Origin of the sequence: Providencia sp. PROV189, from assembly GCF_028480065.1 — a bacterium.
GTDB classification, from domain to species: Bacteria; Pseudomonadota; Gammaproteobacteria; order Enterobacterales; family Enterobacteriaceae; genus Providencia; species Providencia stuartii.
Map to the genome: position 1 here is coordinate 49,905 of NZ_JAMPOG010000022.1, position 23,138 is coordinate 73,042.

The 23,138-nt window shown below is 41.6% G+C and carries 23 protein-coding genes, 2 pseudogenes and 1 CRISPR repeat array; of the genes and pseudogenes, 7 read left to right on the top strand and 18 right to left on the bottom strand.

Annotated features, from left to right (window positions below):
- Positions 1 to 99: 99 nt before the first annotated feature.
- The 4 genes from PR833_RS13825 to cas6f are packed head-to-tail and all read left to right on the top strand — an operon-like array spanning position 100 to position 3,987.
- Entirely contained in the window at positions 100 to 1,371 is a 1,272-nt protein-coding gene (locus PR833_RS13825) for a type I-F CRISPR-associated protein Csy1 (protein WP_121874877.1), read from the top strand.
- Positions 1,368 to 2,315 (top strand): type I-F CRISPR-associated protein Csy2, encoded by a 948-nt coding sequence (gene csy2, locus PR833_RS13830; RefSeq protein WP_272526223.1) that lies wholly within the window; start codon positions 1,368 to 1,370, stop codon positions 2,313 to 2,315. Before PR833_RS13825 ends, csy2 begins: the two co-directional genes overlap by 4 nt.
- Before the next feature lie 2 nt (positions 2,316 to 2,317).
- A complete protein-coding gene (gene csy3, locus PR833_RS13835; protein WP_004918643.1) occupies positions 2,318 to 3,343 on the top strand; it encodes a type I-F CRISPR-associated protein Csy3 in 1,026 nt (341 codons plus the stop codon).
- 8 nt (positions 3,344 to 3,351) lie between these two features.
- On the top strand, positions 3,352 to 3,987 hold the full coding sequence (gene cas6f / locus PR833_RS13840; protein ID WP_004918644.1) for a type I-F CRISPR-associated endoribonuclease Cas6/Csy4: 636 nt from the start codon (positions 3,352 to 3,354) through the stop codon (positions 3,985 to 3,987).
- Positions 3,988 to 4,127: 140 nt separating this feature from the next.
- Positions 4,128 to 4,937: a CRISPR direct-repeat array (repeat unit 28 nt; unit sequence GTTCACTGCCGTATAGGCAGCTTAGAAA).
- 28 nt (positions 4,938 to 4,965) lie between these two features.
- Here the strand turns inward: cas6f and PR833_RS13845 are convergent.
- The 14 genes and pseudogenes from PR833_RS13845 to fliF all read right to left on the bottom strand — a co-directional run.
- Positions 4,966 to 5,103 (bottom strand): annotated as a pseudogene (locus tag PR833_RS13845) (type VI secretion system tube protein Hcp); the annotation flags it as partial.
- A gap of 1,274 nt (positions 5,104 to 6,377) precedes the next feature.
- Positions 6,378 to 7,160 (bottom strand): flagellar biosynthetic protein FliR, encoded by a 783-nt coding sequence (fliR, locus tag PR833_RS13855; protein WP_004918654.1) that lies wholly within the window; start codon positions 7,158 to 7,160, stop codon positions 6,378 to 6,380.
- A 2-nt stretch (positions 7,161 to 7,162) separates the two neighbouring features.
- On the bottom strand, positions 7,163 to 7,432 hold the full coding sequence (fliQ, locus tag PR833_RS13860; protein WP_004918656.1) for a flagellar biosynthesis protein FliQ: 270 nt from the start codon (positions 7,430 to 7,432) through the stop codon (positions 7,163 to 7,165).
- A gap of 9 nt (positions 7,433 to 7,441) precedes the next feature.
- On the bottom strand, positions 7,442 to 8,185 hold the full coding sequence (gene fliP / locus PR833_RS13865; RefSeq protein ID WP_014658072.1) for a flagellar type III secretion system pore protein FliP: 744 nt from the start codon (positions 8,183 to 8,185) through the stop codon (positions 7,442 to 7,444).
- A gap of 12 nt (positions 8,186 to 8,197) precedes the next feature.
- Complete coding sequence (gene fliO, locus PR833_RS13870) at positions 8,198 to 8,626, bottom strand: flagellar biosynthetic protein FliO (protein ID WP_272526224.1); 429 nt, start codon at positions 8,624 to 8,626, stop codon at positions 8,198 to 8,200.
- 24 nt (positions 8,627 to 8,650) lie between these two features.
- Positions 8,651 to 9,067 (bottom strand): flagellar motor switch protein FliN, encoded by a 417-nt coding sequence (gene fliN, locus PR833_RS13875; protein ID WP_004918665.1) that lies wholly within the window; start codon positions 9,065 to 9,067, stop codon positions 8,651 to 8,653.
- Positions 9,060 to 10,067 (bottom strand): flagellar motor switch protein FliM, encoded by a 1,008-nt coding sequence (fliM, locus tag PR833_RS13880; RefSeq protein WP_004918669.1) that lies wholly within the window; start codon positions 10,065 to 10,067, stop codon positions 9,060 to 9,062. The genes fliN and fliM overlap by 8 nt, the downstream gene beginning before the upstream one ends.
- A gap of 5 nt (positions 10,068 to 10,072) precedes the next feature.
- A complete protein-coding gene (fliL, locus tag PR833_RS13885) occupies positions 10,073 to 10,555 on the bottom strand; it encodes a flagellar basal body-associated protein FliL (protein ID WP_004918672.1) in 483 nt (160 codons plus the stop codon).
- A 165-nt stretch (positions 10,556 to 10,720) separates the two neighbouring features.
- The gene (locus PR833_RS13890) at positions 10,721 to 12,082 is read right to left on the bottom strand and encodes a flagellar hook-length control protein FliK (RefSeq protein ID WP_272526226.1); all 1,362 of its coding nucleotides are present in this window, start codon (positions 12,080 to 12,082) and stop codon (positions 10,721 to 10,723) included.
- Entirely contained in the window at positions 12,083 to 12,526 is a 444-nt protein-coding gene (gene fliJ, locus PR833_RS13895; RefSeq protein ID WP_004918676.1) for a flagellar export protein FliJ, read from the bottom strand. It lies immediately after the preceding gene.
- A 10-nt stretch (positions 12,527 to 12,536) separates the two neighbouring features.
- Positions 12,537 to 13,901, bottom strand: a complete 1,365-nt coding sequence (fliI, locus tag PR833_RS13900; protein ID WP_004918680.1) for a flagellar protein export ATPase FliI — start codon at positions 13,899 to 13,901, stop codon at positions 12,537 to 12,539.
- Positions 13,898 to 14,629, bottom strand: coding sequence for a flagellar assembly protein FliH (fliH, locus tag PR833_RS13905; RefSeq protein ID WP_014658075.1), 732 nt, complete (start codon positions 14,627 to 14,629; stop codon positions 13,898 to 13,900). Before fliH ends, fliI begins: the two co-directional genes overlap by 4 nt.
- Complete coding sequence (fliG, locus tag PR833_RS13910; protein ID WP_036944176.1) at positions 14,622 to 15,614, bottom strand: flagellar motor switch protein FliG; 993 nt, start codon at positions 15,612 to 15,614, stop codon at positions 14,622 to 14,624. The genes fliH and fliG overlap by 8 nt, the downstream gene beginning before the upstream one ends.
- Positions 15,611 to 17,299 (bottom strand): flagellar basal-body MS-ring/collar protein FliF, encoded by a 1,689-nt coding sequence (gene fliF / locus PR833_RS13915; RefSeq protein ID WP_004918690.1) that lies wholly within the window; start codon positions 17,297 to 17,299, stop codon positions 15,611 to 15,613. Before fliF ends, fliG begins: the two co-directional genes overlap by 4 nt.
- A gap of 238 nt (positions 17,300 to 17,537) precedes the next feature.
- On the opposite strand from fliF, the gene fliE reads away from it, so the two are divergent.
- Positions 17,538 to 17,849, top strand: coding sequence for a flagellar hook-basal body complex protein FliE (gene fliE, locus PR833_RS13920; protein WP_014658077.1), 312 nt, complete (start codon positions 17,538 to 17,540; stop codon positions 17,847 to 17,849).
- Between the two features lie 675 nt (positions 17,850 to 18,524).
- A pseudogene (locus PR833_RS13925) lies at positions 18,525 to 18,643 on the top strand (IS200/IS605 family transposase); the annotation flags it as partial.
- Positions 18,644 to 18,778: 135 nt separating this feature from the next.
- Here the strand turns inward: PR833_RS13925 and PR833_RS13930 are convergent.
- Positions 18,779 to 19,498: a YadA-like family protein gene (locus PR833_RS13930; RefSeq protein ID WP_014658078.1), complete on the bottom strand. Its 720-nt coding sequence runs from the start codon at positions 19,496 to 19,498 to the stop codon at positions 18,779 to 18,781.
- Between the two features lie 597 nt (positions 19,499 to 20,095).
- On the opposite strand from PR833_RS13930, the gene def reads away from it, so the two are divergent.
- Complete coding sequence (def, locus tag PR833_RS13935; RefSeq protein WP_060561345.1) at positions 20,096 to 20,599, top strand: peptide deformylase; 504 nt, start codon at positions 20,096 to 20,098, stop codon at positions 20,597 to 20,599.
- Positions 20,600 to 20,639: 40 nt separating this feature from the next.
- On the opposite strand, the gene fliT is transcribed toward def, so the two are convergent.
- The 3 genes from fliT to fliD are packed head-to-tail and all read right to left on the bottom strand — an operon-like array spanning position 20,640 to position 22,850.
- On the bottom strand, positions 20,640 to 21,029 hold the full coding sequence (gene fliT, locus PR833_RS13940) for a flagellar protein FliT (protein ID WP_004918700.1): 390 nt from the start codon (positions 21,027 to 21,029) through the stop codon (positions 20,640 to 20,642).
- Positions 21,019 to 21,417 (bottom strand): flagellar export chaperone FliS, encoded by a 399-nt coding sequence (gene fliS, locus PR833_RS13945; RefSeq protein ID WP_004918702.1) that lies wholly within the window; start codon positions 21,415 to 21,417, stop codon positions 21,019 to 21,021. The genes fliT and fliS overlap by 11 nt, the downstream gene beginning before the upstream one ends.
- 5 nt (positions 21,418 to 21,422) lie before the next feature.
- A complete protein-coding gene (gene fliD, locus PR833_RS13950; protein WP_004918704.1) occupies positions 21,423 to 22,850 on the bottom strand; it encodes a flagellar filament capping protein FliD in 1,428 nt (475 codons plus the stop codon).
- Positions 22,851 to 23,138 lie beyond the last annotated feature (288 nt).

A 23,138-nucleotide genomic window follows, 5' to 3' on the forward strand; every position in this document is an offset into this window, starting at 1 on the left:
GTTTATCAGATGGGGAAATAGGATATAGCTTGAGATAAGTGGGGAGCTATCTGTGTATAAGCTAGATTAATAGATAAGTTAAGTCACAAGGGCCAAAATATGTTAGATCCAGCAATAGAAGCCTTTTTTGCTGAGCGCAAAGAAGGCTGGCTTAAAAAGAATCTAAAAGCTTCTATGAGTGAAGCAGAAGTGCATCAAATAGAGCAACAGTGTGAAGATACTTTTGCTTTATCGCAATGGTTACCGAATGCGGCAAAACGAGCAGGGCAAATATCGCTTTCGACTCACCCGTGTACCTTTAGCCATCCTAGCGCACGTAAAAATAAAAATGGCTATGTTAGTGCAATTATCGCTAATGCAAAGCAAGCGAATGATGGCTTTTTACGCTCAAGCAATGTTGCTGTAGAGCCTGATGCATTAGGTAATGCAGCGGCATTAGATGTCTATAAATTTCTTACATTACAGATGCAAGATGGGGCAACGTTATTAGCGCATATTGAAGCGGAAACGCAACTTGCAAAAACGTTATTAACTCTGAATAACGAGTCTTATCAAGAGATAAGAAATGGTTTTTTGGCAATGAGCGCAACGGATGATTCGGTGGTGACGAGTTCAAAAATCAAACAAGTCTATTTTCCGGTGTGGTTTGATGACGAAGACTATCACTTATTGTCTATTTTAACCCCTTCAGGATTGTTGTTTGAAATGCGCCGCCGCATTGATGATATTCGTTTTTCTGAACAGACTAAGACATTACGTGATCTAAAACGTAAAGGGGAATATAGCGAGGTAGGTTTTAAAGAGATTTATGGGCTCACAACCATTGGTTTTGGTGGCACTAAACCACAAAATATTTCAGTTTTAAATAATCAAAATGCAGGGAAAGCCCATTTATTGCTTTCTTTGCCCCCAGTGTTGAATATTCGAGAAACACGTTTACCAAAAACGAATTTTTTTACTGATGCGATAAATCCATGGCACACCAAGGAAACATTTCAAGCTTTCCATGGATTAATTAACTTACCGAAAGATAAACGAGGTAACCGCTTTATTGAATACCGAGATAACCGAATTCAAGAATATGTGGATTATATTATCGTCATGATGTGGAAAGTTCGCCGTGCTTTGGAACAGGAAAATATCACATTACCAAATAAGATTTCCAACTATCAAAAAACATGGTTATTTCCAGATAATCAAGAACAACGAGATAATACGGATGACTGGCTCGAAATATTAATTCCAGAAATTGCTCGTCAATTTATTGCAGGCTACAAGGTAGTTAATGGCAAAAAAGCATTATTTTTAGGTAACGATGAGTTTAATGCCATTGTTGATGTTGTTGCGAGATATAAGGAATTATTGAGATGAACAATTCAATGAATCTAATAAAGCTCTCACATCTGAAAGTACATAATGCTAATGCACTATCAAGTCCATTCACTATCGGTTTTCCTGCCATGACAGCATGGCTAGGGTTTATGCATGCGCTAGAGCTTAAATTAAGAAAGATAGGCTTTTTAGAATTACAACTCGAGTCAATCGCGGTTATCAGCCACGAATGTAATTTACAAACGTATAAAGGTCCTAGTGATTTTGTAAGTTCAATCGTCGGTACGGGTAACCCACTCGATAAAGAGGGTAACCGTTCAGCGTTTATTGAAGAAGCCCGGTGTCATTTAGACGTTTCATTACTGATTGAATTTTCAGATAGAAATGATGAGTACGGTAATGTGTTAACGGATAAATCAATCGTTGACCGGATTTATGAGCTAATCCCAATGATGAAACTGGCTGGTGGCGATATTTTGTCTGTGGATCTGCCTCAGATGCATTATTTGCCTGCCAATGATGATATGGGGAAATATAGACGTAGCTTATTCAATAGTTTAGTGCCCGGCTACGCTTTGATTGAGCGTAGAGACTTAATGGTATCTGCAATGGAAGATGGTCAAGATGCTATGGATGCGCTTTTAGACTATGTGACTGTCCATAATCAATGCGTTGAAGTAGACATTCAAAATGAATCAAAAAACAAACACTATGAGTGGAAAGTTCAGCGTAAAACAGCGGGCTGGATTGTACCAATAGCGACAGGTTACCAAGGTATTTCCCCATTAGGTCAGGCTAAAAATCAACGAGACCCAAACGTTCCCCATCGGTTTGCGGAAAGTCTTGTGACGCTTGGTCAATTTGTTATGGTCAATAAGATAGGCCATCCCAATGAAATATTATGGAAATACAGTAATAACTTAGAAAATAGTCTCTATTTATGCCAACAAGTTGAATCAAAATATTTTACGAGCGGAGAGTAACAATGGCGAAGAATAATGATGTAGCATCAGTACTGGCATTTGAAAAAAAATTAGTTCCTTCAGATGGTTATTTTTATGGTACGAGTTGGGATCATAAATCACAATGTACACCGCTCGTGCTACAAGAAAAGTCAGTCCGAGGTACCATTTCAAATCGTTTAAAAGGTCCGGTTAAAAACGACCCATTAAAATTGAACGCTGAAGTAGAAAAAGCCAACTTACAAACAGTTGATGCTTGTGCATTAGGCACTCAACAAGATACGTTAAAGCATCAATTTACACTCAAAATTTTGGGGGGTGTAGAGACGCCATCTGCTTGTAATAATGCCTCTTTTAAAGAAAGTTATACTAAAGCGGCAAAAGAATATATTGCTAGGGAAGGTTTCCGTGAGCTTGGTCGCCGTTATGCGCATAATATTGCTAATGCACGCTTCTTATGGCGCAACCGCGTGGGCGCTGAAAAAATTGAAGTTGAAGTGAAAGTATTAAATAAAGGGCAAGAGCAGCAATGGACATTTGATGCGACACAATACAGCATTCGTAGTTTTGAAAAGCAAGATGATAAAGTGAATGAGTTAGGCGCTAAAATTGCTGCTGCACTGGCAAACAGTGAAGGGGCACTACTTCTTGAAATTACCACCTATGCCCAACTCGGGCAGTCTCAGGAAGTTTATCCTAGTGAAGAGTTGGTATTGGATAAAGGTAAAGGTGATAAAAGTAAGATCCTTTATCATGTGAACGGTCATGCGGCGATGCATTCACAAAAAATAGGCAATGCTCTACGCTCTATTGATACTTGGTATCCTGATTATAACGATGAAGTTAATAGTGCGGGGGCAATTGCTATTGAACCTTATGGAGCCGTGACTAACCTTGGTCGTGCATATCGAACTCCTAGCGATAAACAGGACTTTTATACGCATTTTGATAAATGGGCTCGTGGTGAAAAATTGGCACGACTCGAAGATGAACACTATGTTATGGCGGTCTTGGTGCGTGGTGGTGTCTTTGGGGAAAGTGACAAATAAGGTGAACTATGGACTATTATCAGGAGATCACATTACTGCCTGATTCGACGATACCGTTGGACTTTTTATGGCAAAAGGTCTATCAGCAAATACATATTGCGTTGGTAGAAAATAAGTCTGAGGCCGGTGATAGCGAAGTTGCGGTTGCATTTCCTGAATATGGAAGTGTTGGCTTCCGGTTAGGAAAAAAATTGCGTTTGCTCGCAAAGACTGAAAAAACGCTGACTCAGTTAAATATCAGTCACTGGCTAATGAGGCTAGCGGATTATGTGCATATTAAGTCGATTCAAGCGGTGCCAGAGCATGCCACGCCAATTAGTTATGTGCGTCAACATGTAAAAGGTGCAAAGCGTCTTGAACTGGATAGGTATAAGAAAGCTCAATTGTATTCAGTAAAATCAGGGCAGCCTATTGAGGTCTGTTTAAGCGCAATAAAAGAGCCTCAAACGCGTAGTCGTTTACCTTTTATTTGGATGGAAAGTCAGCAAACAAAGTCTAAAACAGAAGGCGATGGGCATCGTCCATTTCCACTCTTTATTCGGTGTGTTGCTGCGAAGGAAGCAAAGGCAGGCACGTTTAATTGTTATGGGTTAAGTCAGTCTATGGGGAAAGGCGAAGAGGTTGCCACCGTTCCACATTTTTGACCTTTTTTACCCTTGTTTTTTTGCTCTTTAAAAATTAAACATAAAAACAATAAGTTGCAGCAGACTGTAAAAAAGAAGGTATTTTGATAAAAATAGCTTTAACTGTTTGTTGTGACTTATTTTTTATTTGATACGCTATAGTTCACTGCCGCATAGGCAGCTTAGAAATGGTTTCATTCTATCTAGATTATAACCCTCGTGTTCACTGCCGCATAGGCAGCTTAGAAAATTCAATACAGGCTGTACTTTCATCGGCCTACGTTCACTGCCGCATAGGCAGCTTAGAAAAAGATAAGGGGCGAGATACAGCTAAAAACGCCGTTCACTGCCGCATAGGCAGCTTAGAAAGTATCTAACTTTGATGTTTTCCGTAGCGTCCTGTTCACTGCCGCATAGGCAGCTTAGAAATTTCAGTGCATAGTTACCTTTGTCTTGTTTTTGTTCACTGCCGCATAGGCAGCTTAGAAACGCTAACCTTTATCCCCTGTTCGGAAAGAGCGGTTCACTGCCGCATAGGCAGCTTAGAAAACGCGCCAGTTGAAGCGTATAGCTCTTTACTTGTTCACTGCCGTATAGGCAGCTTAGAAATCAAGCACTTCAAAATCTCCCCAAATCAGTGGCGTTCACTGCCGTATAGGCAGCTTAGAAATCAATAGGTGTAATTTCATTGAAGTAAGCCTTGTTCACTGCCGTATAGGCAGCTTAGAAAATATGTCATCACATCAGCAAGCGTTGAAAAGTGTTCACTGCCGTATAGGCAGCTTAGAAAAGAATATTTTGAAGTTAAAATCTTTCATATTGGTTCACTGCCGTATAGGCAGCTTAGAAATTTCATCAATACGAGCCCCCGAGTCAATGTGTTGTTCACTGCCGTATAGGCAGCTTAGAAACCATCGCTAAAGTAACAATCGAAAAGAATAGAGTTCACTGCCGTATAGGCAGCTTAGAAAAATGAAACATCTGACTGATTTTATAATATTTTTCAAGGTGACCATTTTGGCTTGTTCTATAAAATACAAAGGTCGCTTCTAATTCTTTATTTTCGTCCAAAGTCACCGAGAATAAAGGCGAGGATTTATCAATCTGCTTTGTAAATACAACTGGTTTATATGAGGCACTTTGCTCACGAAAAGAACCATATTAGTTAGCCCCAATCACTTAGACTTCATCTTTATGACCAATTTGATAACGATTATCAATTGAGCTCTGAGATAAGCATCCTACTGAAATAAAACAAATATTTCCTCAGTGCGAGTTTGAAGTTGAGTTAAGGCTTCAAGTATATCATCATGATTGAGTATGCGTTTAGGCTTCTTTTCCGTCCGTTAGATGGCCCATTATCCGGAGGAACGCCTTGAGAACGCGTATTACCATTTATCCTGAACCAATTTTATCAATTCTAATGTGCGGCCTAAGCGTTTATTATCAACGATAGCCCTTGGTCAACCTCGGACAGCTGATCATAAATAGAATAGGGCAAAATTCCGCCTTTTAAGCGGAGCTCTTTTTTCGAATTAACTCGAAACACCTCAATATCGCCATTAGCGTTTTTCGACTCAGCCTCTGAATCACACTGTAGTATCGAAAGATTACAACGTGTACCTGATAAGAGCACCAATCAATGGACTAGGGATATTTTGGATTGCACCGTCAAAAGAAGCCCAACCTAACCAGGCTTAGCTAAGTTAATGGGCTAAAAAGCCATCATCGATAACTGACCTCGGAGAAAAGTAGACGCTGTCGCTTCACTTTTTTTGATTACAAGTCAGTAGGCTACCTATATTGTTGTATAGGTGGTTTGAAAATTAAATATATCCTAAATATAGATTAACAAATTATGATAATTCTCTGATGAGTTTTTTTTAAATAAAGATTTTACTTTTTTGTTTTTAATACTAAATTAGAGAATAGACTGAGATAGCCATAAATATACATTTTGATGCTTAGGTTGAATTATTGGGGAATAACATAGTTACTGACGTAGGTCAGCTTAGAAATCGGTGATTTTACTGTTATTTATATATGTTCACTGCTATATGAGCAGCTTTTAGAATAACCATTATTAGATTTTTATTGTCTTAATAGTATTTAAGACTAGTTAAAATTCAATTATGATTTTTATCTCTGTGTGTTATTTTTTTGTGAATAATACCTCGGTAATTTTACTGTTACTATTTTCCCTTGTCTGGTGCAGTGTATAAAACGAGGGATAATTATGATGATTGAAATTTTTATAATATTTTATTTAAAAGAGATGTTATTGCGGATAATGTTATCATTCTTTTGAAAATGTATTTTTTGATAACTCAATAAAAGAACATAAGTAGGATGTTTCTATCCTACTTAATTATTTATGACCATGAATATTTCAATAATTCGCATCTTCTGAATCACCCCCCAAGTAACCCAAACATCAAGGATAGCTGCTCAAAAGCTTGATGAATCAGTCGTTCACTGTAACGAGGAAGAATCGAAATAATTAACCCAAGCATACTGATACCGATAGTTAGAGTCAGTGGAAAACCGACCACAAATACCGATAACTGCGGAGTCATTCGGTTAAGAATACCGAGAGCAAGGTTAAGTATCAGAAACAGCGTGATAAATGGTAATGCCAACATTAATCCATTAATAAAAATGCTACTCGCAAATTGAGCCAATGACCAAAAGCCATCTCGACTAAGAGGGGAAACTTGAATTGGGATCAATTCAAATGAGTGAATAAGAATATAAATTAACCATAAATGCCCATCAAATGAGAGAAAAAGCAGCAACATAATTAAATTTAGAATACGCCCCAAAATAGGCATATTTGGCCCACCGGTTGGGTCGAAGAACGTTGCAAAAGATAACCCCATCTGTAAACCAATCACTTCACCGGCATGGCGCACAGCCGCAAATGCCATCTGCATGGTCAGTCCAATAGCCACGCCAATCACGATCTGTTGTACGATGACCCATAGCCCCATCGCTGAAAATAAGGGAATGTTAACGACAGGAAGTTGCGGAGAAACTATTAAGATTATAAAAAACGCTAAGATAACTCGTACCTTAGTAATAGATTGCTTTTCATTAAAAAAGGGCGCTGTACCAAACAGCGCTAAAAGGCGTATAAAAGGATAGAAACCTTGGCTTAACCAGAGTGTGAGTGTCTCACTGGTAATCGTTAACATGATTAGCCAATAATAAAGGGCAGATTACTGAATAGCGTACGCATATAATCCAGTAATAGGTTGAGCATCCAAGGCCCTGCAATAATAATTACCGCGATGACCGACAAAATTTTAGGGATAAATGACAGCGTCATCTCATTCACTTGGGTTGCAGCCTGCAACAAACTGATCGTCAACCCTGCAACGAGTGCCGCCAATAATAGTGGGGCCGCTAACATTAAGGCAATTTTCATTGCTTCAGTGCCCAGTGCCATAACCGATTCGGGTGTCATTGTGATCCCTTAATTAAAAAAGCTTTGTGATAAAGAGCCAAGTAATAATTGCCATCCATCAACCAGAACAAAAAGCATTAATTTGAACGGTAAAGAGACAGTGGCGGGTGGCACCATCATCATCCCAAGCGCCATCAAGACACTGGCAACCACTAAGTCAATGATCAGAAATGGAATGAAAATAGTGAAACCAATTTGGAATGCGGTTTTTAGTTCGCTAGTGATAAATGCAGGTACTAAAATCCGCATTGGAACATCTTTTGCTTCTTGGATCTCACCGACTTTGGCAATGCGTGCAAAAAGAGCCAAATCACTTTCTCGAGTTTGCCCTAACATAAAAGTACGAAAGGGGGCTGTGCCGCGTTCTAAAGCGGTTTCTAAACTGATTTTATCTTCACTAAATGGCTGATAAGCTTCACGATAGGCTTGGTCGGCAACAGGCGACATCACAAAAAATGTGAGAAATAACGCAAGGCCTAATAATACTTGGTTTGGTGGCGCAGAAGGGGTTCCAAGCGCATTACGCAGCAAGCCTAGCACAATGATAATGCGCGTAAAACTTGTCATCATCAATAACAGTGCAGGGATAAAACCCAGCAATGTTAGAAAAAGTAAGGTTTGGACAGGTAACGACCAACTTTGCCCACCATCGGGTAATGTTCGACTGATTACAGGCGGTAATGATGCTAGAGCTTGCATAGGCAGCATCAATAATAACGAAGCGATCATTGCTGGGGATTTCACAGAAAACATGAGCGCTTCCAGTTAGTTATAATTAGAGAGATTTGAAGCCGCATGGTTGGCGGCATCTTGTTTTTTCTTTAGGATAGACTGAAATGTGAGTGGCTCAGTCACTGAAGTGAGTGCAGTTTCATTTTTAGCTGGGCATTGATGGAGTAAATTAACAGATTGTGCCGTGACACCAAGCACCAGCCATTCGTTATTCATTTCAACCACAATAACACGCTCTTTATTGCCTAGTGAGCAACTCGATTTGACTTTTATTAATGAGGGTTTACCTAAATTTCTAGGCGCAAAACCAAGTTTTTTCACTAGCCAAGCACCGGCCAATATCAACAAAATGATGCCACCTAACGCCCCTGAAACTTGCACTAAACTATCGCTATTGCTAATCGCAGGGGATATTTGGCTGCTAGGTTGTTCGGTCTGGCTGATAAAAGGTGTTGTTTTCATTTCAGTCTAGTCTCCGCTGTCTTATTAACGACTTAAACGGCGCATACGCTCTGAAGGTGTAATGATGTCCGTGATACGGATACCGTAATTATCAGAAACGACTACAACTTCACCTTGTGCAATTAAGTAACCATTAATGAGAATATCCAATGGCTCACCGGCTAATCCATCGAGAGAAACGACAGAGCCTTGTGACAAACTTAATAGCTTTTTAATCGTCATTTTTGTGCGCCCCAGTTCGACAGAGAGGCGAACGGGGATATCCATAATAAGATTGATATCAGAAAGCTGATTGAGTGCATTTTGCCCATCAAGATTTGCAAACGCCTGTGCACCGGCAGAGGCGGATTCCGCTTTCTTTTGTTGCTCCAGTGCCTCAGCCCATAAGTCCTCACTGTCGTGATTGGTTGATGCATCAGGAGAATTCTTCGCCTCACTCATTGGTACTTTCCTCATCTAGAGTGTTTAAAACAGGGTTAATCAAATGTTCTACACGCAATGCATATTGGCCATTTTGGGTTCCGTATTGACTGGTCAACACAGGCACGCCATCAACACTAACGATGAGGCGATCTGGCTTCTCAATAGGGATAACATCCCCTTTTTGCAATTGCAGTAAGCGAGATATCCGCAGTGGAATATCGACAAAATTTGCGACTAGCTCTAACTCTGAGCGCTTGACTTGGGTGACTAAATTACTCACCCAAGCTTCATTTTCTTGATGTCCTTGCTCCACAGGTGGGTTAATCAACCGTTCACGTAACGGTTCAATCATGGCAATAGGGATACAGATACTGAATTCACCAATGGTATTTCCTATCTCGACTAAGAAAGGTGTCGTGACCACGATGTCATTAGGCGATGTCGTAATATTGGTAAACTTCACCTGCATTTCGGAACGAACATATTCCACATCAATATCAGCGATAGGCCTCCAAGCATCACGGTAAGCGCTTAAAGCCAATTTCAGCATACGATGAATAATGCGCTGCTCAGTATTGGTAAATTCCTTGCCTTCTGAGCGAACAGGAAAACGTCCATCGCCACCAAATAAGTTATCGACCGCGATATACACCAGCGCAGGTTCGAATGTGAATAATGCCGTGCCGCGTAACGGTGGCATATGAATAAGGTTCAAGTTTGTAGGAACAGGTAAGTTACGAGCAAATTCATGATAAGGCTCGATTTTTATGCCACCAACAGTAATGTCAGGGCTACGGCGTAACATATTAAACAACCCCATACGGAATTGGCGTGCAAACCGCTCGTTAATAATTTCGAGTGATTGCATCCGCTCCCGAATAACACGACGTTGGGTATTCGGGTCGTAAGGGCGAACCTGCTCTTTGTCTTTAGGTTGTGTCGCTGATTCATTTGACGATGGTGCGTCATCATTGAGCAACGCATCGATTTCAGCCTGAGATAAAATATTATCGCTCATCTGAATTACCGCAAAATAAATGTCGTAAATAACACGTCGGTGATCTCCTGATCGTTTTCGCCGGGGATCACAGTTGGAGACAAAGTTTTTTTAATGGCTTGCATTAATTGCAATTTACCGTCATGAGTACTGAGTGCTTTCGGCTTCTGCTCTGATAGCAATAACAACAAACGGCTACGGACTTCAGGTAGAAAATCATGCAGTTGCTTGCGTGATTTCTCATTTGCTAATCGTAACGTGATATTGATATACAGAACCCGATCGGGGGATTCGTTCAGTCCCGGAAGGTTGACGGTAAAAGGTTCTAAATCCATAAAAATAGGTTGGGATAGCTTAGGTGATTTCTCTTCCTCATTAACTGAATTTGCCGTCTGTTGCGTTGTCCACCATGTATAACCACCAAAACCCGCACCGGCAATGGCGAGAAGGGCGAACAGCACGAGCAACCCTTTGTTTGAATTCTTAGATGTATTGCTTGAAGACGACATGTTAGCAAAATTCCTATTTATGAAGACCAAACCCACCTCGGGGTTTTTTACTTTGTTATCTTTAGCATTATGGCTTGATTGAGCCAGACTAAAGGGGGGAAAAACGAAACAAAAAGGGGGTAACTCGGCGCTTTAATTACGAAATCACCACCTCTCGTTTAAAAATTAAGCGAATGTATCGATCCCACCTCGTGTGCGAATGGTGGAAGTCGTCGGTGACACTGCCGCCATCTCAGTACTTGTCACGCTGCTAAGCGTTTGTCCGCCATACAGATTTTTTTCGTGACCTTGCTCTGAGTGCGTATCCGCATTCGATTGACCACTAAAGTTATCTTGCCCAACCGAGCCTTGAGCCAAATGGATGCCACTTTCTTGTAACGCATTACGTAAGATTGGCATCATGGTTTCCATCGCGGCACGTACTTGACTGTGAGGCGACACAAAATGCATAACGGCTTGGTTATCTTCAATGCGTAGGTGAACATTTAACGAGCCAAGCTCTTCCGGATGTAAGCGAATTTGTGCATGTGAGACCCCTTGGCGTGAGAAAAACAGCATATGTTGGTTCAATTGCTGTTGCCAGGCTTCACTGCCTAATGGTACTCCCGGCTGCATGGGGATAACGGGCACATTCGTCGAAACTATTTGAGAACTGTTAGGCAGCGGCGTTAAGCTGACCGTTTGAGTGGGTGATGAAGGTGCCATTTGAATGGCATCACTGCCCGTTGTCGGGGTAAATGCCCCTTTAATTAGGGCGCCGTTATCTGCCGTCGCAAAGGTAGGTACGATGGAGCTTGGTGCCTCTTTATCCGCCAGTTTTTTATTTAATGGCATAAAGTCTGAGGATAAGTTTTTGGTTAAGCTCTCGCGGCCTTCATTGAGTGAGAAAAGTGGTTGATCTTTACGCGGCTCTCGCTCATTTTTAATGAAAGCCCCTAATGATGGCGATTCTTCTTCGCCGGCTAATTGCATTTGAGCACTTAGGTCAATTGGCTCATCCATTGTTGCCATCGCCACCAACGAGTCATTTAAAGGTTGAGTTTTTTGGGCAAATGGCACTAAAGCCGCTCGCTGACCATCAGCAAATTTTGTTGTTGCTGACGACAGGGTTTGCTGATCAACGGCATTTTTCAGGTTAGCTAACCACACTTGCTCAACAGCGTCTGATTGCGCCAATAATTGCAATTGTAAAGCAGGTTGCTCGCTACCGTTGCGTAAGTGGCGGCTATAATTTAGTTGCTCAATTGCCTGCTCTGCCTGTTCCTTTTCTTTTCCCGTGGATGGCTCATGGGCTTTGGTTGTTAAACGCTCATCAGCACTTGCAGGTTTTTGATTAGCCTGCTTGTCCATCGTTGGTTCAGACGTAGACGCTTTTTGTGGCGTGGGTTGCTGGCTTTCCAACGCGGCTTGAAAAGGCACCACCGCCTCTTGGTTATCATCAGCACGTGATTGATTTGGCTGCGTATGGCCGTTTTTAGCGCCATTTGCTGCCGTAATGGCTGGAGAGCCTGTATTATTGACGTCCATTTATTGATTTCTCCGTAACATTGCGCGCTGAGCATATTCATCCATCTGCTTTTGCTCTAGGCGGTTTAAACGTTGGTTTTTAGTTTGCTCAGCACGTTGAATTAAAGTGTCGAATGCATTGACGCGTTGCTGTTTTTCTTGCCAATGGCGGTTAGCTTCGCTAACACGTTGCTCCCATAATGAAAGCTGTTGCTGCTGTTGCTCAATGGTGAGTTCTAATGTGACTAAAAACTGCTGGTAGTTTTGCCATTTATCAGCATCTATCCCACTGTGCAGTGTTTGGTTTAATTTTTGTCGATATTCAGCCTGATAGTTCTCTAACATATTGAGTTGTTGAGTCATTTGTACCTGCGTTTGTCGAACTTGGGCCAACACCTTTGCGGCTTCTTCAGAGGCCTCAACGGCTAAACTCAATAATGTATCTAACGCATTGTTTTTACTCATTTAACCCTCATTACTCATTTGGAACAGCATGCACCAATTGTTCGCAAGCACTTTGATAATCGCAGCGCTCATCAATGTCTTGTTGTAAAAACTTCGACATACGGGGGTAATATTGGATTGCCATATCTAACAGCGGATCACTGCCTGTTGCATACGCACCCACATTAATCAGATCGCGGTTGCGTTGATAACTGGAGGTGAGCTGCTTGAAGCGTTGGATTTGGCGATAATGTTGTTTATCAATTAACTCTGTCATCGCTCGGCTGATTGATGCCTCAATATCGATAGCCGGATAGTGGCCTGATTCCGCCAGTGATCTTGATAGCACGATATGCCCATCGAGAATGGCGCGGGCAGAATCTGCGATAGGATCCTGTTGGTCATCCCCTTCGGTTAATACGGTATAAAAAGCGGTAATAGAGCCACCATTTTTGCCGTTACCTGCCCGTTCGACTAATGCAGGTAATTTGGCAAAAACAGAAGGTGGATAACCTTTTGTTGCAGGAGGTTCACCGATGGCTAAGGCAATTTCTCGTTGAGCCATACTGTAACGGGTGAGGGAATCCATGATCAGCAATACGTTTTTTCCTAGGTCACGGAAGTACTCGGCAATCCGTGTCGCATAAGAAGCCCCTTGCATACGTAATAGTGGCGAGACATCGGCAGGTGCCGCAACCACAACGGCACGTTTTAAGCCCTCGGCCCCTAAAATATTTTCGATAAAATCTTTGACCTCACGACCACGCTCACCAATCAAGCCAACCACAATAATGTCCGCCTGAGTGAAACGCGCCATCATGCCGAGTAAAACACTTTTTCCGACCCCTGAACCTGCAAATAGCCCCATGCGTTGGCCTCGCCCAACGGTCAGTAAGGCGTTAATGGCGCGTACGCCCACATCCAAAACACTATGGATAGGCGTGCGTTCTAATGGGTTAATAGGAGGCGTGATCAATGGCGCCCGTTGCTTGGCGTCTAATGGGCCTTTTCCATCGAGCGGTGTACCTTGCGCATCAAGAATGCGTCCTAATAGTTCATCCCCTAATGGCAACAAACGACTGGTTTGTCCATCATCACCGTTAGTTTGTGCATAGACGCGCGCGCCCGGCGCAATACCTTCTAGGTCAGCAAGTGGCATCAATAGCATGCGTGGGCCATTAAAACCGACAACTTCACAAACTACTTCGTCATGGCGATCGTTAATGGCTCGTTCGACAAAGCAGGTGGCGCCTAATGGCATCTTGATCCCTTCTGCCTCCATGACTAACCCGGTTATTTTTGTCAGTCGTCCATAGCGGCGTATCATTGGGATCCCTTTCATTCGGGATTCAAAACCTTCAAGTGCAGCAATCCAGCGACTCATTCGTACGGTCATGAGAGTGTCTCCGGTGCGTAGAGGCGGCATAGCTCTTGCCAGCGTGTTGCCACTGTCATATCGATTTCGCCATCTTCAGCGACGACACGACAACCACCAAGATGCAGCTTCGGATCGCCAACTAAGCGCCAGCCATTCAAATTCAGCAGCGAGCCTAAATGTTGCTCGATCAATGCTGTGTGAGCTGGGTTAACGTGTAGTTCAGGTTGCCCAGAAAACAGCGGTTTTTGCTGTAACAAATGGCTGATCTCTTCCAGCAAGGCCGTGCCATCACAAATGGTGGATTGACCGAGCACTTGTTTTGCGGCAGTTAAAGCAATTTGTAAAAGCTTAGTGGTGATCACCGTATCGAAACTATCTAATGAATAATGAAATTCAGATAGCAGCTTTTGCCATGTATCAATAATTGGTTGCTCTTGAGCCAGTGCTTGCTGGCGGCCTTGCTCTGTACCTTCTCGTTGACCTTGTTCAAAACCAGCTTGATAGCCTTCTTTTTTACCTAGCTCATAACCTTGTTGGAAACCTGTTCGTTGAGCTTCTTCTTTTAAGTTATCAAGAATATTAATTTGTTCGAGTACCTCTTGGGGTTCAAGACATGGTACTGCTGGTTTGGTTGGCTCAGGGAGTTCCTCCGGTGAAGAGACACCGGAGGCGTTGAGATCCCATTGATTCAGTTCGCGCAACTGCCAAGGTTGCCATGCTTCTGGATTAATCGGGGATTTAGACATAGACATCGTCTCCACCACCGATGGTGATCTCGCCTTTTTCTGCTAGGCGACGGACAACCATAAGAATAGCTTTCTGCTCGTTTTCCACTTGAGACATGCGTACTGGTGAACGGGATTCCAAATCATCGCGCACAATTTCAGCCGCACGAACAGCCATATTGTTGAGGAAGTGGTCGCGTAGAGCTTGATTGCAGCCTTTGAGCGCAATAACCAGAGAGTCGTTGGAGATCTCTTGTAGGATGCGTTGAATACTGCGATTGTCGACTTCGATAAGGTTTTCAAATAGGAACATTTCATCAATAATGCGTTGTGCCAATTCACCATCGTAATCGCGCATTGCGTTGATAACGCTTTCTTCTTGCTGATTTTTCATTAAGTTAATAATTTCAGCCGCTGTTCTTACGCCACCCATTTTGCTGCGTTTGAGATTTTGTCCATCAAGCAGATTATTGAGGACTTCCGTCAGCTCTGCTAAAGCAGCAGGTTGCACACCACCAAAGGTTGCGATACGCAACATAATGTCATTGCGTTGACGCTCTTCGAACAGTTCTAAAACATCGGCCGCAAGGTTACGCTTAAGGTGAACTAATATGGTTGCGATAATTTGTGGATGCTCATCACGAATAATATCGGCCACAGTTTGTGGCTCCATATAGTTAAGACTTTCAATACCTGATGTGCTCTCTTGCTTATCGAAAATATCTTCAAGTAGGCTAGCTGCACGCTCTTCACCCAGCGCTTTAACCAGTACCGAACGGAGATAATCATTGGTATTGATATTTAATGCCGCAAATTGAATCGCCGATTCTTCAAACTCAGTGAGCACTTCTGCTAACTCATTGTTAGAGATTTGGCGCATGTTTGAAACAGCCATACTTAGTTGCTGCACTTCTTTTGGGTTCAAATGCTTAAAGACCTCAGCGGCCTGATCTTCGCCGAGAGTCATTAGCATCACGGCACTTTTTTCGGTTCCACTTAACATTATTGTGCTTTTCCTAACCACTGACGGATAACCATTGCCACGACTTGTGGATCTTTTTCAGCCATTTCACGAATACGCTGACTTTGGATCTCTGCACTCACACGTTGGCGAGTTAAGCGACGACGGGTTTGTTCGTCCATATCTTCATTAATTTCTTCATCGACCACGAGAGGGGTTTTAGGCTGAGCCGCCACAAACACTTCTGCCGCCGATTGGGCTTGTTGAGTTTGACGATATTTCACCCATTGTGGTTTGACGCCGAAACGCCACATCAACCAAGCAATGATGGCTATCAAGATGATTTTGCCGTAATCCAACACTTGAGCGATAAATTGAGGGTTTTCAAGCATGGATGGTTGTTCTTCAACGACAGTATCGTTGGTAAACAATGAGTTAGTGATACTCAGTGAATCGCCGCGTGTGCTGGAATAGCCCATCGCTTCACGGGTTAACGACTCAATTTGCTGCATCATTTCTGGTGATAATGGTTTCATCTGTTGTGTGCCATCTTCACCATCTTGCGGTAAATAGTTGATGATCACAGCTACGGATAGTCTGTCGATAACGCCAATTTGACGTTGGGTATGGCTAATTTTGCGATCGACTTCGTAGTTTGTGGTTTCATCACTTTGTGAAAGGCTAGAGCCATTATTAGAAGGGCTATTTTGTGCCGAATTTGCACCTTTATTATCGGTAGAAATAGGGGCACTTGGCGCACTTGGTGGCTGATTAGATAGCGCACCTGGCACACCACCTACACCACTGGTATTGTTTTGCGAGCTTTGGCTATTTTGGCGAGAGCGTACGGCTGCGCTATTTGGCGTTTGATTAGGCTTATACTCTTCGGAGGTTTGTTCAACCTTCGAAAAATCCATTTGTGCCGTGACTTGGGCATGCACATTAGCGCGCCCCACTAAAGGCGAAATGATGTCTTCAATGCGCTGTTTTAGATGGGATTCCATCTCTTTGGTCATTTTAATTTGCGCATTGTTGGCAGATTGTTGGCTATTATCATTATTTGTGAGCAAGCGACCCGTTTGATCAACGATGGTCACGTTAGCCGCCGTTAGGCCAGAGACACTGCTTGATACCATATGGACAATTGCCGTGATTTGTCCTTCGTCTAGCATGCGTCCGGGCAATAAGCCGACGGTCACCGAAGCGGTGGGGAGTTTCTGTTCACGGACAAATAATGTCGGTTTGGGGATAGCTAAATGCACTCGTGCATTTTGAACAGGACTGAGTGATTCAATCGTGCGTGATAATTCACCTTCTAATGCACGTTGATAGTTAACTTGCTCACTAAATTGGCTAATCCCAAACTGCTCTTTATCTAATAGTTCAAAGCCTGTATTGCCACCTTTAGGTAATCCTGATTGTGCCAATTTCAGACGAAGTTCATGAACTTTTTCGGCGGGTACTAAAATTGCACTGCCGTTATCCGCAATTTGATACGGTACGTTCATTTGGGTTAATTGGCTGACAATATCACCGCCATCTTTTGCGCTGAGATTGCTTAACAATACACGATAATCCGGACTGCGTAGCCAAAGAAGTAGGGCGACAACGACGGCAATCGCTGCGGCGCCAGCAATCATTAATGGGATTTTTGGGGATGCTTTGAAGCGTGCTGCAATAGATGCAAACCCTTTTGAAGCTTCTCCCGTCTCTTTCGATGCGGCACTCATAGATATTCCCTGCCTTGCAGAATCAACAGATGAAAACACTTTTGGCGAAACAATGTTATTCCCTCTTCGTAACGTCACTTTTTTACGCTGCTATTATTGATGACTCTGATAAATCTAATGACGGAATCAGCCTATCATTTTGGTGTTATTTATCGGCTTCAAGTTAAAAAGGCTGTGTTAGGGTATGCAGCTATATAAAACAGCGATGGTTGTTCGCACAGACATTGAAGAGAAGAAAATGACAATCCAAGCAATTGAAGGGGTGTTGTCGCAGCTACAGACAACGGCATTACAGGCCGCAAACCATCAAAAACCGGTGGTTGAACCCGTTGGATTTGCCGATCATCTGGTTTCAGCGGTTAATCAAATCAATACCGTGAGAAACCAATCGGCAAAACAGATAGAAGACTTTACATTAGGTAAAAGTAATGTCTCGTTAAATGATGTTATGGTGGATATGCAAAAAGCCAGCTTGAGCCTACAAATGGGGATCCAAGTGCGTAATAAGTTGGTTGCGGCGTATCAAGAGGTGATGTCGATTCCTGTTTAGCTGTCGCCCTCGCTCGTCACCTTTTTCACCTAACGGTGTTGTCCACACTCGTTCGCCCTAGTGACATGCTTATGTATGCTCCTAGGGTTTCTTGCCTTTGCTATTTTGTCGTAACACTTATGTTATAGCGCTAGCTCCTCACTGTTTGCACCCTCGTGTGTTGGCGACGCTCGCTCGCCCTCGTTACATACTTGTGTATGCTCTAGAGTCTCTTTCTTTTATTACTTTGTTGGAGCACAAAAGTCATAGAGCTAGATATTGGGTCAATTATACCTTGCAAAAGAAGGCACAGAGGTATTGGCTCCGCGAGTGAAAAACTTAAATGAAACGCTACATTAATAAATTAAAGATAAGCTATGTCATCATATATTGGGTTGAGGGATTAATTTACGTGTTTTTTTAGACAACTACTCTGTTGATTAAATTGTTTTGAACATTTTTGGGGTGGATAAATAAATATTTTAACTGTTTCTTTTTACTTTCAATTGAAGCAGAAAGTTGAGAAGGCGCTCAGTAAATGGAAACAGTTCATTGTATATAGAAAACCCCAGCTAGGCTGGGGGGCCGTAAAGCTTTCAGTTTTGAATAAGATATAAAAACCCCTTTTGATTTGTTAAAACATCTTGCGGCCTGGCAACGGGAAGAGTCAAATAAGAAATCAAAAGGGGGGTTCCAATGGGAGACGAAAAGAGCTTAGCGCATACACGATGGAATTTGCACCCAAATATAGAAGACAAGTTTTTCACGGTGAAAAACGTAGAGCGGTAGGCAGTATTTTAAGAAAGTTATGTGAGTAGAAGAATGTCAGAGCCGTTGTGCGCCTGTTAGGGCGCGGTAGGTAACAAAGCCTTATCGGCGCATATTAAAAACCTCCGGCTACGCCGGAGGATATTTTTTACTTAAGCATAAATATCATCAAAAATGATGAGTTACCAACCAATGGCGATACCTGCACCAACAACCGCACTATCGGCATTATTCCATGCGATAGAGCTACGCAGATTCAGATCCTTTTTTAATTGGTATTGTGCTCCAGCAGCAATAGCATTGCCATTACGGTAATGACCCAAGCCAATGCCAGCACTAAAACGTGTATTTAACGAATAAGGGATATTAGACATAGCTGCCACAGAAGCGATACCTGAGTTGGCCTGTTTTTCCATTTTAGTGATTTTTTTATCTAGCTGGGTAAAACGTACTTTATTGAAGGCTTGTGTGTTATCGAGATTTTGCTGGAAATGGGCAAACCTATTTTGATTTTCAGCTTGGATTGTACTGTGTTGTGAATCGAGTAACTCAAGCTTATTGTCTAAATCACGGTGATGCTCAATCAATCGGTTATCAATATAATCATTGTTAATATTAATCGACTGTTGGATCTTTTCATCAATCTCCGTGATCGTCGGCGTCACTTTTTTATCTTGTTTGATGAGTTGTTGATACACTAACTCTTCTAGGGTAGGTATTTCGATATTTTTTGCTTGTTCTGCCCTGTAATGTTTGAATAATTCAGCGGCTTTTTGGAACTCAGCTAGTGACTCAGCGACATCGAAGGCAACCTCTGTTGCGCTCGGAAATAGGGGGGCCGCCTGTGCTGAATGTGAAAGTGCTAATACCGCCATTGAACTCGCCAATAACGTTTTTTTCATGTTGATATCCTTATTAATGAAATAAACGCCTCTAATTTTTGCTTTTATTACATTCAAAAAGAGGCATTAATTTATATTAGAGTTAATGGCCACTTTTGAATATTCTAATATTACTCTCAATGATATCGTAAAAAGTGATTTGGTATGAATTAAGCGCGGTTTTATACACTTTATAAATGATAAAATAAAAGCAATATGCCATGATATTTTAATTTTACTATTATCATAAATAACGGAGATTAAAATATTAGCATTTTGAATGTATTTTCTGAGATAACGATTTTTATTAATTTATATTATTAATTAATCATATGGTTAAAACCTTAGCATAGTTAGGGTTGCTAAGCTGCGATGGGGCGACGATAAACGATGTAGCAATAAAAATAAGCGGCTATTATTTTTAGTGTTTTTTTCTAGATAACATGTTATTTTTCTGTGAAATTATAGGGTGTTTTATTTTTAGGTTAACCTAGTTGATCTTGATGTGATTTTTTTAGCTAGTGGGTAATGCCATTTTTTGCATCTTATCGTCAATTTAAAAAGACGATAATGCGTAATAGTTTGAATAAAGAGTATGACAGATAGGATTTTTGAGATATGGCAGTAAGAGCTATTATTGAGATACCCGATGAGCGGTTACGCGTTAAATGTGACCCAGTCACCGACATTGCGGCAGTACAGCCATTAATTGATGATTTATTGGATACCATGTACAGCACCGATAATGGTATTGGCTTAGCAGCGACGCAAATTGGCGCAACATTATCGGTGATGGTGATTGATATTTCTGAAAACCGTGATCAGCCTATGGTATTTGTTAACCCTGAAATTATTGAAAGTGAAGGGGAAACGAGCTACCAAGAAGGTTGTTTATCCGTGCCTGAAATTTATGCTGATGTGGCACGTTTTAAGCGCGTAAAAGTTAAGGCGCTAGATAGAGACGGGAAGGCGTTTATCACCGATTCTGATGAATTTTTGGCGATTGTAATGCAGCATGAAATTGACCATTTGCATGGAAAGGTTTTTCTTGATCATTTATCGACCTTAAAACGCAATATGCTGTTGAAAAAACTAAAGAAACAGCAGCGTTTAAGACAGTAATCGATCCATAAGTGTCAGGTAGGCCGCCTGACACACATGGCTATTCAATGGGTTTTATTGTTATTGGCGTATCTGGCTCATTAAATTGGCCGTAGCTATTATTGAGTGCTCGTTTTTGGTCCAGTTGCTTCATTTCTTTACTTAAAAAATCTAAGTGCTGTTGTAAATGCGTTTTCGTGATCTGCTCGTTCTCAATAATTTGATGTAATAACCTAACCAACTCATCGGTGATGGGTTGGTGTGCTTCAAACTCATGAGTTAGCTGCGTTAAATTTTCGACGGCATAAACATATTCTGTTTCGTGGGCAACTAACTGTTCCCACTGTTGTGCTTCTGCGAGTGCGACTAAATTTTCACTTAATGCTAAGACATCACGATAGATTTCATATAAATCGGTAGGTTTTTTATTATTCACCTGGTTATCTTTCATCCACATTTGCCCCGATCTGTTGCCAAGCTGACGCGATATCGGAGAGTAATTGGTAAACTTCTTGGATATAAGCCACATTATTTTCAAGATTAGCATTTAATAGGCGCATGATCATATAGTCATAAAGACTTGCAAGATTATCGGCGATTTCACCTCCGGCCTCATGGTTGAGCGCCTGTTTTAGACCTGTGTCAATAATATCGATTGCTTTAGAAAGTTCTTTGCCTTTTGCAGCGATATTATTTTGTTGCATAAAAATTTCAGCACGTTTGAGGGCGCTTAACGCCCCTCGATAGAGAATGCTAATCAGTTGGTATGGGGTCGCATTGGCAATTTCACTTTCCAAATCGACTTGTTGGTAGGCTTGTTTTGCTTTTTGCTGATACATAATTATTAACCTAACAGTCTGCCTAATGAGTTACTGGTGCTATTGAGTGAATTCATCATTTTATCTAAATTTTGGAATTGGCGGCGGTATAAATCCATGGTGTTTTCAATCTGCTTATTAGTTTGTTCAATACGCTTATCAAGGCTTTTCTTTTTCTTTTGTACGCCATCAGTCGCGTTATGCAGTGTGCCTTCGCGGGCATCGAGGGTATCTTTTAAGAAATTAAAGTTCTCGGTTGCAAAGCCCGTCTCTTTACCATCCCCCATAAAGAAACTTTTGACGCTACCAGGATTCTCTTTTAACGCTTTTTCGAACTTTTTATCTTCTATCTCTAATGTGCCATCAACTTTTTGTGTGATCCCCATTTTATTTAATAAATTAATTTCACCACTATCTTGTGCTGAACGTATTTGAGTACGTAATTGGCTTTGAATTGTGCGTAATGTCGAATCACCGATGAGTGGGCCATTGGTTTTATCTGGGGCGGTTCCTTTCGTTGTTGGCGTATATTTGGTCAATTCTTTGGCTAAATTCTGGAATTCGTTATAGGCGTCTACCCACGCTTTAATTTTTGCTTTAGCGGGCTCAATATCTTCAGAAATGATCAAATGGTCAGGTTTTTTGTCTTCACTCTCTTTTTTCAATGTCAAAGTGAGCCCAGGAAAGAGATCTTTTGCTTCATTGCTTTGTGATTCAAGTTCAAAACCATCAATATTTAGCAAGGCATTTTGCGGGGGAACTTTTTGCTCCATGCCGATGTTTTCTTTATCTTTTAAAACGACATTTCCACCACTGTCTAGTTCAGACTCAACATTCAGTATTTTAGCGAGCTCGTCATCACCTTCAACTTTGATATTAATACGGTGTTCAGTACCTTCTTTTTTGGAGGTAACGACAAGATGATAACGATTACTTTTATCTTTGATCACCGCGGCGGTGACCGTTTTATCTGTTTTATTGATAGCATCAGCGATTTCAACCAAAGAGGTGTGTTCATTATCAAGTTTGATAATAATGGGATCTTCTTCAGCAGGCTGAGTGATAGTGATAGTTCGCTCTGCGTTACCGTTACCTAATAATTTTTTATTATCATCATGGCCTTTAGTCGCAATAGTTTGTGCTTTCGCAAGTTGAGTGACTAGGACATCATGAACCCCAGCTACGGCCTTGCCATCTGTTTTAACGTCGAAGCTTTTATATTCACCGTTCACTTTGGTGGTGCTGATATCATTGTATTTTTTAAGATCTTCCGCCGCTTTTTTTAATTTTTCTAGAGATGACTGCATCTTACCAAAAGCGCTAATCTGTGCATCATAGCTGGCTTTTTGTGCCGTTAATGGCTCAAGGCGACGTTTTTCCATCGCTTCAAGTTGGTCCATTTGGTTATTTAAGTCTAAGTTTGCCCCGATACCGAGTGTCGATATACCAGCCATTGTTCTCTCCTAAAAAATTATTCTCATTTACAGGGTTATCGGCGAGAAGAACGGAAATCTTAGACTAAGTCGATAAATAATGATGGCAGGAGTTGACCCTACAAAACAGGGTATTTATCTCTATTGATAATCAATAATTTAAAATTTGCGGTTTATAAATTTATTTTGACAAAATAATTTACCGCTTGGAGCGGGGCGGTAGCTGGGTTTCTCGCTTTGAGATAAAAAATTTTTGTCGAAATCCCTAAAGCCCTTTTTTATGCCGCCGATAATGGTATTGCTGGCAAC

Excerpts from the sequence above, each read along its gene's own strand:
- fliN (WP_004918665.1), bottom strand. The coding sequence starts at position 9,067 with ATGAGTGAGGCGAAGAATTCTCCTGATGCATCAACCAATCACGACAGT.
- fliD (WP_004918704.1), bottom strand. The coding sequence starts at position 22,850 with ATGGCTGGTATATCGACACTCGGTATCGGGGCAAACTTAGACTTAAAT.
- fliE (WP_014658077.1), top strand. The coding sequence starts at position 17,538 with ATGACAATCCAAGCAATTGAAGGGGTGTTGTCGCAGCTACAGACAACG.
- fliM (WP_004918669.1), bottom strand. The coding sequence starts at position 10,067 with ATGAGCGATAATATTTTATCTCAGGCTGAAATCGATGCGTTGCTCAAT.
- csy2 (WP_272526223.1), top strand. The coding sequence starts at position 1,368 with ATGAACAATTCAATGAATCTAATAAAGCTCTCACATCTGAAAGTACAT.
- fliQ (WP_004918656.1), bottom strand. The coding sequence starts at position 7,432 with ATGACACCCGAATCGGTTATGGCACTGGGCACTGAAGCAATGAAAATT.
- fliR (WP_004918654.1), bottom strand. The coding sequence starts at position 7,160 with ATGTTAACGATTACCAGTGAGACACTCACACTCTGGTTAAGCCAAGGT.
- fliS (WP_004918702.1), bottom strand. The coding sequence starts at position 21,417 with ATGTATCAGCAAAAAGCAAAACAAGCCTACCAACAAGTCGATTTGGAA.
- fliJ (WP_004918676.1), bottom strand. The coding sequence starts at position 12,526 with ATGAGTAAAAACAATGCGTTAGATACATTATTGAGTTTAGCCGTTGAG.
- fliF (WP_004918690.1), bottom strand. The coding sequence starts at position 17,299 with ATGAGTGCCGCATCGAAAGAGACGGGAGAAGCTTCAAAAGGGTTTGCA.
- def (WP_060561345.1), top strand. The coding sequence starts at position 20,096 with ATGGCAGTAAGAGCTATTATTGAGATACCCGATGAGCGGTTACGCGTT.
- fliT (WP_004918700.1), bottom strand. The coding sequence starts at position 21,029 with ATGAAAGATAACCAGGTGAATAATAAAAAACCTACCGATTTATATGAA.
- fliP (WP_014658072.1), bottom strand. The coding sequence starts at position 8,185 with ATGTTTTCTGTGAAATCCCCAGCAATGATCGCTTCGTTATTATTGATG.
- PR833_RS13890 (WP_272526226.1), bottom strand. The coding sequence starts at position 12,082 with ATGGACGTCAATAATACAGGCTCTCCAGCCATTACGGCAGCAAATGGC.
- fliI (WP_004918680.1), bottom strand. The coding sequence starts at position 13,901 with ATGACCGTACGAATGAGTCGCTGGATTGCTGCACTTGAAGGTTTTGAA.
- fliL (WP_004918672.1), bottom strand. The coding sequence starts at position 10,555 with ATGTCGTCTTCAAGCAATACATCTAAGAATTCAAACAAAGGGTTGCTC.
- PR833_RS13825 (WP_121874877.1), top strand. The coding sequence starts at position 100 with ATGTTAGATCCAGCAATAGAAGCCTTTTTTGCTGAGCGCAAAGAAGGC.
- PR833_RS13930 (WP_014658078.1), bottom strand. The coding sequence starts at position 19,498 with ATGAAAAAAACGTTATTGGCGAGTTCAATGGCGGTATTAGCACTTTCA.
- cas6f (WP_004918644.1), top strand. The coding sequence starts at position 3,352 with ATGGACTATTATCAGGAGATCACATTACTGCCTGATTCGACGATACCG.
- csy3 (WP_004918643.1), top strand. The coding sequence starts at position 2,318 with ATGGCGAAGAATAATGATGTAGCATCAGTACTGGCATTTGAAAAAAAA.
- fliO (WP_272526224.1), bottom strand. The coding sequence starts at position 8,626 with ATGAAAACAACACCTTTTATCAGCCAGACCGAACAACCTAGCAGCCAA.
- fliH (WP_014658075.1), bottom strand. The coding sequence starts at position 14,629 with ATGTCTAAATCCCCGATTAATCCAGAAGCATGGCAACCTTGGCAGTTG.